The organism is Aeromonas sp. FDAARGOS 1405 (assembly GCF_019048265.1).
Lineage (GTDB): Bacteria > Pseudomonadota > Gammaproteobacteria > Enterobacterales > Aeromonadaceae > Aeromonas > Aeromonas veronii_A.
The window spans coordinates 4,466,521-4,483,286 of the sequence record NZ_CP077311.1 but is presented as its reverse complement, the minus strand read 5'-3'; the positions used below and the strand labels follow the sequence as shown (position 1 = coordinate 4,483,286).

Annotated in this window: 16 protein-coding genes; 10 read left to right on the top strand and 6 right to left on the bottom strand. The window is 59.0% G+C overall.

The window, feature by feature from the left end:
- Positions 1 to 250: 250 nt before the first annotated feature.
- Both I6L35_RS20445 and I6L35_RS20440 read right to left on the bottom strand, forming a co-directional pair.
- Complete coding sequence (locus I6L35_RS20445) at positions 251 to 2,257, bottom strand: methyl-accepting chemotaxis protein (protein ID WP_216979191.1); 2,007 nt, start codon at positions 2,255 to 2,257, stop codon at positions 251 to 253.
- 192 nt (positions 2,258 to 2,449) lie between these two features.
- Complete coding sequence (locus tag I6L35_RS20440; RefSeq protein ID WP_005334398.1) at positions 2,450 to 3,745, bottom strand: amino acid permease; 1,296 nt, start codon at positions 3,743 to 3,745, stop codon at positions 2,450 to 2,452.
- A gap of 251 nt (positions 3,746 to 3,996) precedes the next feature.
- Between I6L35_RS20440 and I6L35_RS20435 the strand changes: the two genes are divergently transcribed.
- From I6L35_RS20435 to I6L35_RS20410, 6 genes are all read left to right on the top strand, one after another.
- Positions 3,997 to 4,380: a Rid family detoxifying hydrolase gene (locus tag I6L35_RS20435; protein WP_005344164.1), complete on the top strand. Its 384-nt coding sequence runs from the start codon at positions 3,997 to 3,999 to the stop codon at positions 4,378 to 4,380.
- 22 nt (positions 4,381 to 4,402) lie between these two features.
- A complete protein-coding gene (locus tag I6L35_RS20430) occupies positions 4,403 to 5,692 on the top strand; it encodes a serine dehydratase subunit alpha family protein (protein ID WP_216979190.1) in 1,290 nt (429 codons plus the stop codon).
- 64 nt (positions 5,693 to 5,756) lie between these two features.
- On the top strand, positions 5,757 to 6,410 hold the full coding sequence (locus I6L35_RS20425) for a transcriptional regulator (RefSeq protein ID WP_005334376.1): 654 nt from the start codon (positions 5,757 to 5,759) through the stop codon (positions 6,408 to 6,410).
- Positions 6,411 to 6,565: 155 nt separating this feature from the next.
- Entirely contained in the window at positions 6,566 to 7,153 is a 588-nt protein-coding gene (locus I6L35_RS20420) for a histidine phosphatase family protein (RefSeq protein ID WP_216979189.1), read from the top strand.
- A 150-nt stretch (positions 7,154 to 7,303) separates the two neighbouring features.
- The gene (fabV, locus tag I6L35_RS20415; RefSeq protein WP_005353312.1) at positions 7,304 to 8,497 is read left to right on the top strand and encodes an enoyl-ACP reductase FabV; all 1,194 of its coding nucleotides are present in this window, start codon (positions 7,304 to 7,306) and stop codon (positions 8,495 to 8,497) included.
- Positions 8,498 to 8,659: 162 nt separating this feature from the next.
- Positions 8,660 to 10,135 (top strand): YfcC family protein, encoded by a 1,476-nt coding sequence (locus tag I6L35_RS20410; RefSeq protein WP_216979188.1) that lies wholly within the window; start codon positions 8,660 to 8,662, stop codon positions 10,133 to 10,135.
- A gap of 65 nt (positions 10,136 to 10,200) precedes the next feature.
- Here I6L35_RS20410 and I6L35_RS20405 read toward each other — a convergent pair whose 3' ends face one another.
- Positions 10,201 to 11,415, bottom strand: a complete 1,215-nt coding sequence (locus tag I6L35_RS20405; protein ID WP_005334367.1) for a pyridoxal phosphate-dependent aminotransferase — start codon at positions 11,413 to 11,415, stop codon at positions 10,201 to 10,203.
- A 138-nt stretch (positions 11,416 to 11,553) separates the two neighbouring features.
- Complete coding sequence (locus I6L35_RS20400; protein WP_216979187.1) at positions 11,554 to 11,769, bottom strand: hypothetical protein; 216 nt, start codon at positions 11,767 to 11,769, stop codon at positions 11,554 to 11,556.
- A 27-nt stretch (positions 11,770 to 11,796) separates the two neighbouring features.
- Here I6L35_RS20400 and I6L35_RS20395 point away from each other — a divergent pair, with 27 nt between their 5' ends.
- Together I6L35_RS20395 and aqpZ are read left to right on the top strand one after the other, a co-directional pair.
- A complete protein-coding gene (locus tag I6L35_RS20395) occupies positions 11,797 to 12,009 on the top strand; it encodes a DUF1653 domain-containing protein (protein WP_216979186.1) in 213 nt (70 codons plus the stop codon).
- A 270-nt stretch (positions 12,010 to 12,279) separates the two neighbouring features.
- Entirely contained in the window at positions 12,280 to 12,969 is a 690-nt protein-coding gene (aqpZ, locus tag I6L35_RS20390; RefSeq protein ID WP_005361747.1) for an aquaporin Z, read from the top strand.
- Between the two features lie 92 nt (positions 12,970 to 13,061).
- Here the strand turns inward: aqpZ and I6L35_RS20385 are convergent, their stop codons facing one another.
- Positions 13,062 to 13,799: a lytic transglycosylase domain-containing protein gene (locus I6L35_RS20385; protein WP_216980335.1), complete on the bottom strand. Its 738-nt coding sequence runs from the start codon at positions 13,797 to 13,799 to the stop codon at positions 13,062 to 13,064.
- A gap of 336 nt (positions 13,800 to 14,135) precedes the next feature.
- On the opposite strand from I6L35_RS20385, the gene I6L35_RS20380 reads away from it, so the two are divergent.
- Entirely contained in the window at positions 14,136 to 14,576 is a 441-nt protein-coding gene (locus I6L35_RS20380) for a GNAT family N-acetyltransferase (RefSeq protein WP_005344181.1), read from the top strand.
- Positions 14,577 to 14,581: 5 nt separating this feature from the next.
- Here the strand turns inward: I6L35_RS20380 and I6L35_RS20375 are convergent, their stop codons facing one another.
- Complete coding sequence (locus I6L35_RS20375) at positions 14,582 to 15,124, bottom strand: DUF1439 domain-containing protein (protein WP_005344183.1); 543 nt, start codon at positions 15,122 to 15,124, stop codon at positions 14,582 to 14,584.
- Positions 15,125 to 15,219: 95 nt separating this feature from the next.
- Here I6L35_RS20375 and cls point away from each other — a divergent pair, with 95 nt between their 5' ends.
- The gene (cls, locus tag I6L35_RS20370; RefSeq protein WP_216979185.1) at positions 15,220 to 16,701 is read left to right on the top strand and encodes a cardiolipin synthase; all 1,482 of its coding nucleotides are present in this window, start codon (positions 15,220 to 15,222) and stop codon (positions 16,699 to 16,701) included.
- Positions 16,702 to 16,766: the final 65 nt, after the last annotated feature.

Here is a 16,766-nt window from a genome sequence, read left to right as displayed (position 1 = left end):
AGCGGGTGATAAATGACGTGACGCTGTGTTTAATCTGTGGCTCGCAGGCGGCTTGGTTTCCCTCGACATCGCAGACCGTGCGTGTCGGGAACGCCGCATTTTGTTTTCGTTCGAGACTACTTTGTTGGCATCTGCCCGGCAAGTGGGTCGCAGAGATTTTCTGGATGATCCGAGCAACCGAGATGTTGTGGGCAGGGGCGAGACCGGGATAATGCCGGGCTCACGTTGAGCCCGGCTTGTCAGCGCTCTGTTACAGCACGAAGCTTTGTACCATGGCGCGCAGCTGTTCGGTGAGCTGGTGGATCTGGCGGGCGGCATCGCGGGCGGCGTTGGCCACTTGCAGCGCCTCGTCGCTGCCATCGGAGATGCGCACCACGTTGCGTTCGATCTCGTTGACCACGGCGCCCTGCTGCTCGATGGCGCTGGCGATGATGGCGTTGGTATCGACCATTCGATCCACCTTCTCGGTGATGGCGCCGAAAGCCTGTTTCGCCTCCTGCGCCAGCCCGACTCCCTCCTGCGCTTCATGGCTTGCCGCCGACATGGCGGTGACCGAGGCGCGGGCGCCGGATTGCAGCTGTTCAATCATCTGCTGGATCTCGACGGTAGCCCCCTGGGTGCGGTTGGCAAGAGACCGCACCTCGTCGGCCACCACCGCAAAGCCGCGACCCTGCTCACCGGCCCGGGCCGCTTCGATGGCCGCGTTGAGGGCCAGCAGGTTGGTCTGTTCGGCGATGCCGCGGATCACGCTGATGACGCCGCCAATCTGGCTGCACTGCTGTTCCAGCTGGCCTATGGTGTCGGCGGTGCGCAGCACTTCGCGGTTGATATGATCGATGGCCTTGATGGTGCGCTCCACCACATCCTCGCCCTGACCGACCACGTTCTGTGCCTCCTGGGTCATGCGGGCGGCTTGCAGGGCGTTGCTCGCTATGTCTTGTGAGGTGGCGGCCAGCTCCTTGATGGCGGTGGCGACCTGATGGGTCTCCCCTTGCTGGTCGGCAATGACCTCCTGCGAGCGGCTGGTGCGCGCTTCGATCTCGGTGGCGCTCTCCACTACTGTGACGCCATTTTCCCGCACTCGCAGCATCAGGGTGCGCAGGGTCTCCAGGGTCACGTTGTAATCCCGGCTGATGGCGGCCAGCTCGTCCTGACCGACGATTTCGATATGCTGGCTGAGATCCTGGGCGTTGACTCGGGCGGCAATATCACGCACCCGCCCTACGGTGTCGCGCAGGGAGAGATAGGCACCGATCATCAGGTAGAGGTAGAGCAGCAAGCTGACGGTCAGCGGCGCGGTGACCCACCAGAAGTGGCGTTGGTTGGCGGCCAGCCGCTGATGCAGGTCGGCCTCCAGCCGCTGGCGTACCTGGCCTGCCAGCGCGGTGATAGCCTCGTCCATCTTATCCCCCAGTGCCTGCACCTCCTTGGTGGAGAGCTGCACCAGCTGATCCTTCATCATCTTGTTTTCCACGGTCTCGACCCCCTGACGCACCAGCTGTATCAGAGCATCGGTCTGCTGACCCAGCTCGGCGCGGTAGGCCGGTTCAATCTGGTAGAGCAGGGTCAGATCGGCCTCCAGCTCTTGCAGAGTGGCGCTGATAAGGTCGAGACGAAAACGCAGGCCGCTGTAGCCCTCGGCCTGAAACAGGCCGAAATCGGCGATGGTGGCGGCGCGATCTCGCACCTGAGCCAGCAGGTCGCGCAGTTGCGGCAACCGCTCACTGGCGAGGATCACCATGTAGTAGGTACCGAGCGCCGGATCCTGGATCAGGCTGCTACTGGCGGTAATGTGCTTGTAGAGGTGGCGCACCTCAGTCAGCAGCTTGTCGTGGCGCAGGTTGCTCTGCTCCACCTCCAGCTTGCCTGTTTCACTCTGCAGGGCGGCCCAGCCCTGCTGGATCACCTCAAAGGAGGGGTTGTTCTGGCGGGTGTCGGCAAAGGCTTGCAGGCTCTGAGCAACTATTTGTGCGGCTGCCTTGACCTGATCGTCACCGACCGGATCCACCTCATAGGCGTGGCGGGTCACCAGATTGCGATGGGTGATCAGGGCTTGCTCGATAGCGGGCACGGGGGCGAGATTGACCACTCCCGCCAGCTCGCGGTTGGCCTGGACGTTGTCATCCTGCAGCCGCCCCAGCAGATTGGTCATGCTGTACGCCAGTGGCAGCAGCATCAGACAGGACCAGAGCAGGAATTTGTATTTGAAGGAGAGCTGATTGCCCAGCCGGATGGCGGGGTTGAAAATCCATTTCATGTTAAGCCTCGATACCTGAGTGCGGGCGTGATTCGTGTTGCCTGAATAGTACTCCGAGCGGCCTCCCTTGGGTGATGGCCGGTTGCAAGTTGTGATCCCCTTGGCTTTTTACTTCCGGGCGGGGTGCCGTCAGCCGAGCCAATAGAAAACGGGCCACCCGAAGGTGACCCGCGGTCGATAAGGGGAAACCGATCAGTTGAACGCCAGGAAGGGCGAGACACAGAGCAGTAGGCCGGTGACGATGATGATGTAGAGGGAGGTGCCCTTGTACTTGTGCAGCGCCGGTACCTGATAGACCAGATAGGCCGGGATGAGGCAACCCACCATGCCGAAGATGGGGCTGCAGATGGAGGTGAAGCTCAGCACCGGGGCGTTGAGCACGATGGCACCCCAGGAGAGCATGACGGTGAACACCATGATCCCTTTGCCCACCAATCCTTTATTGATGCGGTTTTCCGGCATGACGCGGCGCAGCAGGTTCATTGCCAGCCCCTGACAGGCTTCACGAAAGCCCAGATAGACGCCGAAGTAGGCGGTCATTACCGCAAAGATGTTGAGGGTGAGGCTCAGGAGCTTGAGGGTCTGGCCGGGCATCCCCTGGGCCACCATGGCCAGCGCAGAGATGTTTTCCTCGGAGGCTTTAACCGCCTGATCGTGGCCCATGGCCAGGGTGAAGGAGACCGCGTAGAAGAACACCACCACGAACAGGATGCCGAAGGCGATATTCATGGCGCGCATCGCCTTGAAGCGAGCCACTTCCAGCGACTTTTCCCGCGAGCGGTAGGAGATCACCATGGGGCTCAGGCTCTGGATAAAGAGGATGGAGGTGAGGGTAAAGGGCAGCATGATGATGGCATCCTTCATCCAGTCACCGGCAGCGGGCATGGCGGTGATGTTGGCCGCATCCCACTTGTCCACCATCATCAGGCCCAGCACCGCAACAACGCTGATCTTGGTCAGCACCATAAAGGTGGAGATCTTGAACAGCAGGTTCTCGCCGCGCGACGCCAGTGCCACTAGGCCACAGATCAGCACCAGACCGTAGAGCGGGTTTTCGGAGAGCAGGCCGTCGGTGACGCCGAAGCTCTGCAGGAAGGAGGCGCTGTCATTGGTGATGGCGGTGGAGTAGACGAAGACCCAGATCACCAGCATCACGAAGTAGAGCGCGCCGAGCAGCACACCCCAGTTCTTGCCAAGGTAGCCGGTAATGACGCTGGGGTAATCCTTGCACTCCGGCGAGGTGGCCAGGGTATTGATAAAGAGGCGCTGGAACATGTACATGGCGGGGTAGCCGATCACCGCCGAGAGCAGAAAGACCCACAAGCCCATCAGACCCACCTGTACCGGCAGGAAGACGATCCCCGCGCCGATGGCCATGCCGATGCTCATGATGATCCAGCCCCAGTCGGTGCTGTCGAAGCGAACCGCTTCTTTCCATTCCAGCGTGCCCATCACGGGGCTGGCGAGTGTAGTGCTATGCGCGTCCATTAAAACCTTCTTTTTTGTAGGGATGTGGGAAAGCGGCGCAAATATAGTTGAATGAAACTGTCATAAACAATGCCCATAAGAGTACTTTTGTTCAAATCAGGATGGTGATCACGGTTTATATTGAGGCCGAAAGGTGCCTTTAAACGCCATTTTTGTATCTTTTTGTTGAATGGATAAAATAAAAAGCAAATAATGTTGAACGGAATGAGATTCATGATTGCAAAAAAAATTGCACAAACAGGAGTGGCTATATGAAACGCATCATCACAGCAGCAGCGGCACCTGACGCTATCGGTCCCTACAGCCACGGCACTGCCTATGGCGACCTTATCTTTACCTCCGGTCAGTTGCCGGTCTGCAAGCAACAGGGTGGTGTGGTGGAAGGGGGGATTGCCGCCCAGACCCGCCAGTCACTGGAAAACCTGAAATCCGTGCTGGAAGCCGCTGGCGGCTCGCTGGATACCGTGCTCAAAACCACCTGCTACCTCGCCGAGATCAGCGATTTTGCCGCGTTCAACGAGGTCTATAAAGCCTATTTCCAGAAAGATTGTCCGGCGCGCAGCTGCTTCGCAGTGAAGGATCTGCCGATGGGCGTCAAGGTTGAAGTGGAAGCGATCGCCCATATCGCTCGTTAATGCTGATAAAAAGGTTCAAGTGATGAAACAAGCGTGGCAGCAGTATCTGCAGATTATTCAACAGGTTGTCAAACCAGCGCTGGGTTGTACCGAGCCAATCGCCGCCGCCTATGCCGCAGCGGTCGCCGCCCGGCAACTGGGCTGTGAGCCCGGTCGCCTTGAGGTTGCGGTGTCGGACAATCTCTATAAAAACTCGATGGGTGTTTATGTGCCGGGCACCGGCAAGATCGGTCTGGCCATTGCGGCCGCGGCCGGTGCCATCGGCGGCAACGCCGATGCCGGGCTGGAGGTGCTGGCCGCGATCCGGCCAGAACAGGTGGATCGTGCCCAGCAGCTGATCGATGCTGGCAAAGTGCAGGTGAGCCGCACCGCCGCCCCCGAGTTTATCTTCTGCCGCGTGACCGTTTATGGCACTGATGACAAGGGTGAAGAACACAGCGCCGAAGTGACCCTGTGCGGCGGCCATACCCGCATCGTCGAGCAGCGCCGCGATGGCGAGGTGACCTTCACAGCCGATCAGAGCCAGGGTGGTGCCACCGGTTCCATCTGCGATGGCGTCGATATCAGCATCGCCGCCATCCATGAGTTCGCCACCCAGGTGGAGTTCGAGCAGATCAGGTTCATCCTCAAAGCCTCCGAGCTTAACGGCAAGCTCTCTGCCGAGGGGATGAACAACCCCTATGGCCTCGAGATCGGCCGCACCATGCAGCAGAACATCGATGCCGGTCTCATCGGTGAGGATGTGATGAACCGCATCGTGATGATGACGGCGGCTGCCTCCGATGCCCGCATGGGGGGGGCGACCCTGCCAGCCATGAGCAACTTTGGCAGCGGCAACCAGGGCATTGCCGCCACCATTCCGGTGATGGTGATTGCCGAGCGCTTTGCGGCCAGCGAAGAGCAGCTGGCTCGCGCCCTCATCATGAGCCATCTGGGCGCCATCTATATCAAGTCCCACTATCCGCCGCTGTCGGCCTTCTGTGGCAATACCGTGACCAGCGCGGCCGCCTCCATGGCCATGGTTTATTTGGCGGGCGGCAGCTTCGAGCAATCCTGCTTCGCCATCCAGAACGTGCTGAGCGACAGTGCCGGTATGGTATGTGACGGGGCGAAAGCCTCCTGCGCCATGAAGGTGAGTACCTCCTCCGGTGCGGCGGTGCGCGGCTTCCTGATGGCCCTCAACAGCCACTCGGTGTCGGGGCAGGGGATCGTCGCCGGTGACGTGGATCAGACCATCCGCAACGTCGGCCAGATGGTGAAGGAGGGCATGTCTGCCACAGACAGCACCATTATTGATATCATGTCCGCCTGATGTCACTGTTGGTTGCTGCCCGGCGTCCATTGTCCGGCAGCAACCCTTGCAAGAAGGTCCCATTGTGAAGCTGCAAGAGTTGAGTCCGAGCGATTTTGAGATCCTCAAGTCGATGGAGAACATTGTGGACGGCATCGCCGCCATGTATGGTCAGCACACCGAGGTGCTGCTCCACAGTCTGGATGCGCGCAATCCCTCGATCGTCAAGATTGCCAACGGCCATATCACCGGCCGCAGTGTCGGCGCCCCCATCACCAACCTGGCGATGATGAAGCTCAAGAGCGGGCAGGATATCTCCAGCCCCTACATGACCAAGTGTGCCACCGGCAAGACCCTGCGCTCCATTACTACCGTGATCCGCAACGGGGAGCACAGGGCCATCGGGTTGCTCTGCATCAACAGCGACATGGATGCCCCGCTGCAATCTGTGCTGCGCACCATGATGCCGGAGTGCATGCATCCCCACGAGAGCCATGCCACCCCGGAGGTGTTCGCCCGCAACATCGACGAGGCGCTCAACAGCACCATAGACACCGTCAGTGCCGAGGTGCGCGGCAACGAGGCGGTGCCTCCGTCCCAGAAGACCCGGGTTATCGTCAACCAGCTGCACGACATGGGGATCTTCGAGTTAAAAGACAGTGCCCAGATTGCGGCGCGCCAGCTCGGGATCTCGGTCCACTCCATCTACCGCTATCTGCGGGAGATCAAGAAGGGCTGAGCCGATACACTCTGGTCAAATTGGTAGCAAACGGGTCAGCCTTGACCCGTTTTTTTACGCCCGCTTTAGCCTCTCTGTTTGGGCCATCCTTCGGGCTCATCTGTTATCATCTTCCCCCTTTATTTTTCTATCTCTCTGAACGTGCTGGAGAAATCATGTCTCGACTCATCTATCTGCTGCGCCATGGCCAGACCCGCTTCAATGCCGAGCAGCGTCTGCAGGGGCGTTGCAACTCCGATCTGACCGACAAGGGTGAGGCGCAAGCCATCGCCATGGGGCGGCGCCTTGCCGCCGAACTGGCGGATCCCGCCCGCTGGACCGTCTATGCCAGCCCGCTCGGGCGTGCCCGTCAGACTGCGCTGCTGGTGTGCGAGCAGTTGGGGCTGGCGGCGGATCGCATCGTCTGGGACGATCGCTTGATGGAGCTGGGGATGGGGGAGTGGGAGAGCTGCCAGATCCCGGTGCTGCGGCTCGCTCATCCCGAGCTCGATACCGGCAAGGGGGACTGGTATCTGCAGGCACCGGGGGCCGAGAGCTTCGAGAGCATTCAGCGCCGAGCACACCAGTGGTTGCAGGATCCTGCCATCGCCGAGCGGGCCATCGTTATCTCCCACGGTCTGCTCGGTGCCATGTTGCGCGGCGTCTATGCCGATCTCGACTATGAGGCGACCTGGTCACAGGAGTTGCCGCAAGATGCCTTCTATAAGCTGCAGGATGGTCACATCACCCGCATTGCCTGCTAGTTGCCGTGAGGTGGCACCATGGCATGGACCATGATGGCCACCTTCGGATGCCCATTTTTGCCGCAGTTCAACACATCAGAGCACCTTATCGCGGCAAGATGAGGTATCTTATGCCCCGATTTCATCCATTAAACGGATCCGAGACCCCATATGATCATCAAACCCAAGGTTCGCGGCTTTATCTGCACCACCACTCATCCGGTCGGTTGTGAAGCCAATGTTCGTCGCCAGATCGCTTATACCAAGGCCAAGGGCACCATCGAGAATGGTCCCAAGAAGGTGCTGGTGATCGGCGCTTCCACCGGTTATGGCTTGGCCTCCCGGATTGCGGCTGCCTTCGGTAGCGGCGCCGCCACCCTCGGTGTCTTCTTTGAAAAAGCGGGCACCGAGTCCAAGACCGGTACCGCCGGCTGGTACAACTCTGCCGCCTTCGACAAGGCAGCCAAAGAGGCGGGCCTCTACGCCAAGAGCGTCAACGGCGATGCCTTCTCCAACGAGTGCCGCGCCAAGGTGATCGAGCTCATCAAGCAGGATCTGGGTCAGATTGATCTGGTGGTCTACTCCCTGGCCTCTCCGGTGCGCAAGATGCCGGAAACCGGCGAAGTGGTGCGCTCTGCCCTGAAACCGATCGGTGAGGTCTACACCACCACCGCCATCGATACCAACAAGGATCAGATCATCACCGCCACCGTCGAGCCGGCGAACGAGGAAGAGATCCAGAACACCATCACCGTCATGGGTGGTCAGGATTGGGAGCTGTGGATGGCTGCCCTGCGTGATGCAGGCGTGCTGGCTGACGGCGCCAAGTCCGTGGCCTACTCCTACATCGGCACCGATCTGACCTGGCCAATCTACTGGCACGGTACTCTGGGCCGCGCCAAGGAAGATCTGGACCGCGCCGCTGCCGCCATCCGTGGCGATCTGGCTGCCAAGGGCGGCACTGCTCACGTGGCCGTGCTCAAATCCGTGGTGACCCAGGCCTCTTCCGCCATTCCGGTGATGCCGCTCTATATCTCCATGGCTTTCAAGATCATGAAGGAGAAGGGCATTCACGAGGGCTGCATGGAGCAGGTGGATCGCATGATGCGCACCCGTCTCTACGCGTCCGACATGGCGCTGGACGAGCAGGCTCGCATCCGCATGGATGACTGGGAACTGCGTGAAGACGTGCAGCAGACCTGCCGTGACCTGTGGCCATCCATCACCAGCGAAAACCTCTCCGAATTGACTGATTACACCGGCTACAAGCAGGAGTTCCTGCGCCTGTTCGGTTTTGGTCTGGACGAGGTCGATTACGATGCGGATGTGAATCCGGATGTGAAATTCGACGTGGTCGAACTCTGAGTCTGACTCAAGTGAAAACAGGGCCCCGCGGGGCCCTGTTTTTTTGGCAAAAATTCCGCCAAATTGCGGAATTTTATTATCAGCGATCACCTTTTTCCCATATCAAACCCGCTAGTCTTGCGCTGATCGGATCACAGACGGCATTGCCGAGGAACGGAAGCTATGACCACTCCAAATGAGGCGCCCAAGAAGCGCCAACTCCCCACTGTCTATACCCTGCTTTTTATCATCATCGCCTTGATGGCTGGCCTCACCTGGGTGCTGCCAGCGGGCAAATATGACTATGTCACCGCCAAGACCCAGCAGCCGGTGGCGGCAGCGGCCGTGGCCGATTACAGCGGCGACGAGCGGTTGTTGCCGGTGCCTGGCAGCTACACCGAGTTACCCGCCCACCCGCAAGGGGTATTCGAGGTGCTCAAGGCCCCCATTCAGGGCTTTCACAAGGCGGCCGACGTGGCGCTGTTCGTGCTCATCATCGGTGGTTTTCTCGCGGTGACCATGCAAAGCGGTGCGCTCGATGCCGGGGTGGGGGCCATTGTGCGCGGCTTTGCCGGGCGTGAGCGGCTGCTAATTCCTGTGCTGATCGCCCTGTTTGCCCTCGGCGGCTCCACCTTCGGCATGGCAGAGGAGACGGTGGCCTTCTGGGCGCTGATCGTGCCGGTGATGATGGCGGCGGGCTTCGATCGCATGGTGGCGGCGGGGATCATCCTGCTCGGCTCCGGGGTCGGGGTGCTCGCCTCCACCGTCAACCCGTTTGCCACCGGTATTGCCTCTGGTTTCGCCGGTATCCCCATTGGTGAGGGGATTGGCCTTAGGGTTATCCAGTGGCTGCTGCTGGTGATCTTCGCCTCCTGGTTCGTGATGCGTTACGCCAAGCAGGTGCAGCAGGACAAGTCCCGCTCCGTGCTGGCCGACATCACCTATGACGACGAGTTCTCCCAGATGAAGAGCGGCAACCTCGCCTTCACCGGCAAGCAGAAGCTCACCATGCTGGTCTTCTTCGGCACCTTCCTGCTGATGATCTATGCGGTGGTGCCCTGGTCGGACTTGGGGATCGACGTGCTGCCCACCTTTGGTTGGTGGTTTGACGAGCTCTCTACCCTGTTCTTCAGCGCCTCCATCCTGATTGCGCTGATCAACCGGATGCCGGAGTCCAACTATGTGGCGACTTTCCTGAGCGGCGCTCGGGATCTTATCGGGGTGGCGCTGGTGGTGGCGGTGGCGCGCGGCATCTATGTGGTGATGGAGCAGGGCGTCATCATCGACACCATTTTACACTGGGCCGAAGGGCTGGTGACCGGACTCTCCTCGTCGGTCTTCATCCTGATGGCCTATCTGGTGCACATCATCCTGAGCTTCTTCATCCCCTCCACCTCGGGGCTGGCGACCGTCTCCATGCCGCTGATGGGGCCGCTGGCGGACTTCTCCGGCATCTCGCGGGATCTGGTGATCACGGCTTATCAGTCCGCCTCCGGCTGGATCAACCTGTTTGCCCCCACTGCTGCCCATCTGGTGGCTGGTCTGGCGCTCGCCAAGATCCCCTACGATCGCTTCGTGCGTTGGGTGCTGCCCTTTATCATCGGGGTGGCTCTCATCACCATGGCGGTGCTGGTGGCCGGTGCCCTGCTGCACGGCTGATGGTGCGGATTGAAAACGACAGATAACAAAAAGGCTCCCGCGGGAGCCTTTTTCATGAGCCTTGCTTACTGCTTATAGCCCTTGAGGAAACGGGCGAGGCGGCCGATGGCATCCTCCAGCTCCTCTTCGCGGGGCAGGAACACCAGCCGGAAGTGATCCGGCGCCGGCCAGTTGAAGCCGGTGCCCTGTACCAGCAGCAGCTTCTCCTGTTGCAGCAGGTCGAACACCATCTTCTGATCGTCGCGGATGTCATACACCTTGGGGTCGAGGCGCGGGAACATGTAGAGCGCCCCCTTGGGTTTGACGCAGGAGACCCCGGGGATCTCGTTCAAGAGCTCCCACGCCTTGTCCCGCTGCTTGCGCAGGCGGCCGCCCGGTAGGATCAGCTCGTTGATGCTCTGGTAGCCGCCAAGCGCAGTCTGGATGGCGTGCTGCATCGGCACGTTGGCACACAGCCGCATGGAGGCCAGCATCTCCAGCCCTTCAATGTAACCGCGAGCACGGCCTTTGGGGCCGGTGATGACCATCCAGCCCTGACGGAAGCCGCAGGCACGGTAGGCCTTGGAGAGGCCGTTGAAGGTCACCACCATCACATCGTCACACAGGGTGCAGACGCTGGTGTGGGAGATATCGTCGTAGAGGATCTTGTCGTAGATCTCGTCGGCGAAAATGATGAGGTTGTGCTGGCGGGCGATCTCGATCACTTCCAGCAGGAACTCGCTGCCGTAGACGGCACCGGTCGGATTGTTGGGGTTGATCAGTACCAGGCCGCGGGTGCGCGGGGTAATGCGGGCGCGGATATCGTCGAGATCCGGGTACCAGTCAGCCCCTTCGTCGCAGCGATAGTGCACCGCATGGCCACCGGAGAGAGTGACGGCGGCGGTCCAGAGCGGGTAGTCGGGGGAGGGCACCAGCATCTCGTCGCCATTGTTGAGCAGCGCCTGCATCGCCATCACGATCAGTTCGCTGGCGCCATTGCCAATGTAGATGTCGTCGATATCGACCTTGCGCATCCCTTTTTGCTGGTAGTACTGCATCACCGCTTTACGGGCAGAGAAGAGCCCCTTGGAGTCGCAGTAGCCCTGGCTCAGCGGCATGTTGAGGATGACATCCTTGATGATCTCTTCCGGCGCATCAAAGCCGAACGGGGCCGGGTTGCCGATGTTGAGCTTGAGAATGCGGTGGCCTTCGTCTTCGAGACGGCGAGCCTCTTTATGCACCGGGCCGCGGATGTCATAGCAGACATCGTCGAGCTTGTGCGACTTGTCGATTGTGAACATGGTGACAGTGATTCCTTCCCCACAGGGACGCGTTGGCGAAAAAGGCGATTTTTAGTATCAAATTTCTTTTCCCCTATTCTTCACAGAATTGAATGCTAGAACAATCCTCTTTTTAGAAGAATTCCCTGATTTTTAGCCCTAAAACAGGGTTGCTAGAACGTTAAATTCAGCACGATCTTTGGTGCTAACCAAGGTTAAGTAGTGAAACATGGGGAACGAATTAGCAAAGCTGCCTGACTGTGTTGCAATATCCGGATCCTGTGGCACGATTGGCTTGTGTAAAAAATCGTCTTCGTCCCCTTTTTCGATGAGTTGAATGGCACTCATGGTGTCATCTTTATGTGGTTCGCTCATCGGTGTTCACTTCTGCGAGGTTTTCCCATGCAAGCACCCGTTCCAGGCCGCTATCGCCACTTCAAGGGGGGTTACTATCAGGTGCTGACCCTGGCCAGCCATACCGAGACAGGCGAGCAGCTGGTGATCTATCAGTCGGAACAGGATGGCACCGTCTATGCCCGTCCCGTCGCCATGTTCATGGAGTGGATTGAGCATCAGGGGCAGGTTGTCAGCCGTTTTGCCCCTGCAGGAGACTGACCACGCCTCCGTTTTTATCGTTCAAGGGATGATTACTCGAGCTAAACGGTGTCACAAGTTGTCGCATGACGCCCTTGGGTATGAGATGTGCAGTCAGCTGTCTTAATGATAAATCTCTTATCTAATCAACTAATTGTGACGAATGTCACATTGAGTGAGCCCCGCCTGCCGGGTTCGCAATCTGGGCTCACACTCCCATAATGCTGCGCTTGTTCAAGCATGGGCCCTTCTCGGGTCTTGTTCGGTGTTATCTCAAATGGGAGAAATAATGTGAAACCTGTTGCTGCTGAGTTTATGGGCACTTTCTGGCTGGTATTGGGCGGGTGCGGCAGTGCCGTGCTGGCTGCGGCCTTCCCTCACGTCGGGATTGGTCTGCTGGGGGTCTCGCTGGCTTTCGGTCTGACCGTGCTGACCATGGCGTTTGCCATCGGCCATATCTCCGGTTGCCACCTCAATCCGGCCGTGACCGTTGGTCTGTGGGCGGGTGGTCGTTTTCCGGCATCCGGTGTACTGCCTTATATCGTGGCGCAAGTGCTGGGCGGCATTGCCGCTGCTGCCGTGCTTTACGTGATTGCCAGCGGTCAGGCCGGGTTTGATCTCTCTGCCGGTTTTGCTTCCAACGGCTACGGTGAGCACTCTCCGGGTGGTTATAGCCTGACTGCCGCACTGGTGTGTGAAGTGGTGATGACCGGTTTCTTCCTGTTTGTCATCATGGGGGCCACTGATAGCCGTGCGCCTGCCGGTTTCGCGCCGATCGCCATCGGTCTGTGCCTGACCCTGATCCACCTCGTCAGCATTCCGGTGACCAATACCTCGGTCAACCCGGCTCGCAGTACCGGTGTTGCGCTGTTTGTCGGTGACTGGGCTATCAGCCAGCTGTGGCTGTTCTGGGTTGCCCCGATTGTCGGTGCCATTCTGGGTGCGCTGGCTTATCGCCTGGTGGCGACTGAGCAGAAGTAATCATTTGCGAAACAAAGTGTGGTATCGACACGCCTGCGGGCGTGTTTTTTGTTTCTGGAGGGGCGAGAAAAGAGCATTAACCGAGGCTAACCTCAGAGCCCTTTGGCCTGCAGCATCTCTTTGTAGCGCAGGTGGAGGAGCTGGACACGCTCCACATAGGCACGGGTTTCCGCATAGGGCGGGATACCGCCATGTTTTTGTACGGCGCCCGCGCCTGCGTTGTAGGCCGCGGTCGCCAGCGCCACGTTGCCGTCATACTGCTTGAGCAGTCCCGCCAGGTATTTCACCCCGCCGAAAATATTCTGCTCCGCCAGCAAGGCATTGCCGACCCCTAACTCCCGCGCTGTGGCGGGCATCAGCTGGGTCAGCCCCATCGCCCCCTTGCGGGAGACCGCCAGTGGATTGAAAGCGGATTCCGCATGGATCAGCGCCCGGATCAGCGCCGGCTCAACTTGATAGGTTTTGGCGGCCGCCTTGATGGTGCTGGCATAGTCATAGAGAAACAGCCCTGTGGTCTGCCAGTTGACGCTGGATTTGGGATCGCAGGCGAAGCAGTCGTTGAACAGCAGCAGCTCGTAATGGCCCTGTTCGGGTGCCATGTCGGAGTAGCGTACCACCCCGTTCTGTTGCACCGATTTATAGACCTGGATCTGCTTCTTGCCGTTGGTGGCGACTGCTGTCGTTTGAGCGGTGTCGGGTTGTGGGGCTGGTGTGGCATCTTTGCTCGGACGCAAGGGGGAGGGAGCGGCGGTCAGGAAGATCACCTCCGCGGGAGGGGGAGTCTGGCTCCATCCGCTCAGGGGGATCAACAACATATGGCCTGCCAGCATCCATGCTTTCAACCGTCACACTCCTTCCAGGGATCATCATGTTGAGTAAAGCACCATGGCGAGTGCAGAACAAGCGTACAAACAGGGAGTTGTGAAGTTGAAGGGGGATTTGGCCGAGGGATGGGGGGATGCCAGAGTATGGCCAGGAGAAGAGCTAAACGGTGGAACTTTCCGGTAGCCAATGGTCATAATCGCCTTATGGAAGTGCTCTAGGATGTTCGCTTTTTTGTTAACAAAATGCGTGCTATCTTGCTTATGTCAGCTGGTCTGGCTAGTTAGTCTTTATCTATTTTTATAATTGATTATAAAGGTATTTTTGTGTCAGGAATGCTGGCGATGGAACTCATCTTCGAGGAGTACTGTGACGCCGATCTCTCCCTTATCAAGGACTATTACGAGACGACTTTTTCCCACTATGTGCCGGATCTGGCCGAGCGGGTCTTTGTCGTACGTGATGCTCACTGGCTGGTAGGGGCAGTTCGGTTGCGGGACGAGGAGGAGTTTTATCATCTGTGCGGCTTTCGTCTGTTGCCTCACTACCAGTCGCTGGGATTGGGTTCACGGCTGTTGCAGCACGCCTGTCACGGCCTGGAGGACAAACCGGTAGTCTGTCAGGTACTGCCTTTCGAGAAACCCTTCTATCTCAAGGCCGGTTTTGCCGATATCTCCCTCACCCAATTGAGCGGGTCACTCTTCTCCCTTTATGAGCAACAGCAGCAGCAGGGTTATCAGGTGGAGCTGCTGGTACGGGATACCACCCAGCCCCTCCTGAATTGAGCGGGCTAGCGGGGTCTGGTCAGTAGGTGGATTTTACCCGGTGACAGCTCCAGCCCCAGCAGGTTCTCTTTCAGCCAGGCTTGTTGCGGATCCTTGTCATCCAGTCGGTAAACCGGTTTGCTCTCAAGACGCTTCTCCATGCTCTGCAGCAGCATGCCGAGCATCATGCCGAACTTTCTCTCTGCCGCCTCCGGTTCCAGCTTGTACTCCACCAGTTTCATGTTGTCGAGAAACAGCGCGCTCTGACTCTTGTCATAGCGGGGCCTCGCCTCATAGGTCATCTGCAGGCGGGCGTCATATTCGGTATTGTCGGGCAGGGCGATCTTGAGCTTGCCCTTGCCATAGACTCGGGCGGTGTCTGGTTGTTGACGGCCAATCTGGACATCGCTCTGCTCCAGCTTCACATGGGCCTTGATGATGCCCGGTAGTTCCAGCTGTTTGTCGACTTGCACTTGGGATTGCAGGTACTGATTGATCTGCTGCTCATTGATGTCATATGAGCCTTGACCTAGCATGGCCAGGCTGAGCAGCATGGATTGCAGAATCATGGGGGCAACCTGATAGAATGGATTTGCCTTACAGCATACCATTCCTGACTGGCAGGATCTGCCGACCACTGTTTGTTGATGAGAAGGAGTTACCGTTGCTAAACGGTCTGGAACATGATCTTCACCTGCTGTTCTCCCGCTTTCTGGGCTGGCTGCTACTGCTTTTTCATACCGTTATCGTCGCGGGTGTGTCGTTTCGGGTGGTGATGAAGCGCCGCCCCATCGGGGTGTCGCTGGCCTGGCTGGCGCTGATCTACGCCATTCCGTTTGCCGGTGTCGGCTTTTACTTGCTGTTTGGTGAAATCAAGTTGGGGCGTCGACGTGCCGAGCGGGCACAGGCCATGTACCGCCCTTATGCTATCTGGATCCGTCAGTTGGCCCGCCTTTTCCCCCAGCATTGCTGCGAGGTGGGGGAGAAGGCCCAACCATTGCACGATCTAATCCAGGGGCGGCTGGCTATGCCCATGCTCTCAGGCAACCGGATGACTCTGCTCAGCCAACCTGACCAGATCCTGCATGAGATTGCCCAGGATATTCGCCGTTCTACCCTCTCCTGCTATCTGGAGTTCTATATCTGGCACCCCGGCGGTGATGCCGACGAGGTGTGCGAGGCACTAATGGACGTCGCGCTACGCGGCGTGGATTGTCGTTTGTTGCTCGATTCGGTGGGTAGCAAGCACTTCTTCCGCTCCGGGTGGCCGAAAAAGCTGCGCAAGGCGGGGGTCAAGCTGGTGGAGGTGCTGCCGGTCGGCGCCTGGCGCATCCCGTTCCAGCGGCAGGATTTACGGATGCACCGCAAGCTGGTGGTGATCGACGACAAGGTGGGCTATACCGGCTCCATGAACATGGTTGATCCGCGTTTCTTCAAGCAGGATGCCGGTGTTGGCCAGTGGGTCGACATCATGATCCGGGTGCAAGGTCCCATGGTACCGCTGATGTGGTCGATCTTCGTCTGGGACTGGGAGGTGGAGACCGGCGAGCGGCTGCTCGACAGTCTGCAGCATGAGCCGGAAGCCTGGCCCCAGACCAACTACCGCGCCCAGTTGATCCCGTCAGGCCCTTTCGTTGGTGGTGACTGTATTCAGCAGAGCCTGCTGCTGGCCATCTACCAGGCGCGCAGCCATCTGGTGCTGACGACCCCCTATTTTGTCCCGGACGATCCGCTGGCCGCCGCACTCAGTTCGGCTGCGGCGCGTGGGGTGCAGGTGCAGCTGGTATTGCCGGCACGTAACGACTCCATCATGGCCAACTATGCCTGCAACGCTTTTATGGAGGAGCTGCTGGAAGCGGGAGTGGAGATCTATCGCTACGATGCCGGCCTGCTCCATACCAAGAGCGTGCTGGTAGATGACGACTTTGCTTTGGTGGGCACGGTCAATCTCGACCGGCGCAGCCTCTGGCTCAACTTCGAGGTGACCTTGCTGGTGGACAACCCTTCTTTCGTGGCCCAGATGACCCGGCTGGTGCAGGGGTATATGGCGGAAGCCACCCCGATGACCCTGGCCCAATGGCAGGCGCGCCCCTGGTACAAGAAAGCGATGGAGAACATCTTCTATCTCTTCAGCCCCTTGCTGTGAGGTGATTACGAGCCACAAGAATGTTGGCTCCTCCTCTGATTGGACTTGCCTAGTCCCGAGTCCGC

Excerpts from the sequence above, each read along its gene's own strand:
- I6L35_RS20375 (WP_005344183.1), bottom strand. The coding sequence starts at position 15,124 with ATGATTCTGCAATCCATGCTGCTCAGCCTGGCCATGCTAGGTCAAGGC.
- I6L35_RS20435 (WP_005344164.1), top strand. The coding sequence starts at position 3,997 with ATGAAACGCATCATCACAGCAGCAGCGGCACCTGACGCTATCGGTCCC.
- I6L35_RS20395 (WP_216979186.1), top strand. The coding sequence starts at position 11,797 with ATGCAAGCACCCGTTCCAGGCCGCTATCGCCACTTCAAGGGGGGTTAC.
- I6L35_RS20380 (WP_005344181.1), top strand. The coding sequence starts at position 14,136 with ATGGAACTCATCTTCGAGGAGTACTGTGACGCCGATCTCTCCCTTATC.
- fabV (WP_005353312.1), top strand. The coding sequence starts at position 7,304 with ATGATCATCAAACCCAAGGTTCGCGGCTTTATCTGCACCACCACTCAT.
- I6L35_RS20440 (WP_005334398.1), bottom strand. The coding sequence starts at position 3,745 with ATGGACGCGCATAGCACTACACTCGCCAGCCCCGTGATGGGCACGCTG.
- I6L35_RS20400 (WP_216979187.1), bottom strand. The coding sequence starts at position 11,769 with ATGAGCGAACCACATAAAGATGACACCATGAGTGCCATTCAACTCATC.
- I6L35_RS20430 (WP_216979190.1), top strand. The coding sequence starts at position 4,403 with ATGAAACAAGCGTGGCAGCAGTATCTGCAGATTATTCAACAGGTTGTC.
- I6L35_RS20445 (WP_216979191.1), bottom strand. The coding sequence starts at position 2,257 with ATGAAATGGATTTTCAACCCCGCCATCCGGCTGGGCAATCAGCTCTCC.
- I6L35_RS20410 (WP_216979188.1), top strand. The coding sequence starts at position 8,660 with ATGACCACTCCAAATGAGGCGCCCAAGAAGCGCCAACTCCCCACTGTC.
- I6L35_RS20420 (WP_216979189.1), top strand. The coding sequence starts at position 6,566 with ATGTCTCGACTCATCTATCTGCTGCGCCATGGCCAGACCCGCTTCAAT.
- I6L35_RS20405 (WP_005334367.1), bottom strand. The coding sequence starts at position 11,415 with ATGTTCACAATCGACAAGTCGCACAAGCTCGACGATGTCTGCTATGAC.
- I6L35_RS20385 (WP_216980335.1), bottom strand. The coding sequence starts at position 13,799 with ATGCTGGCAGGCCATATGTTGTTGATCCCCCTGAGCGGATGGAGCCAG.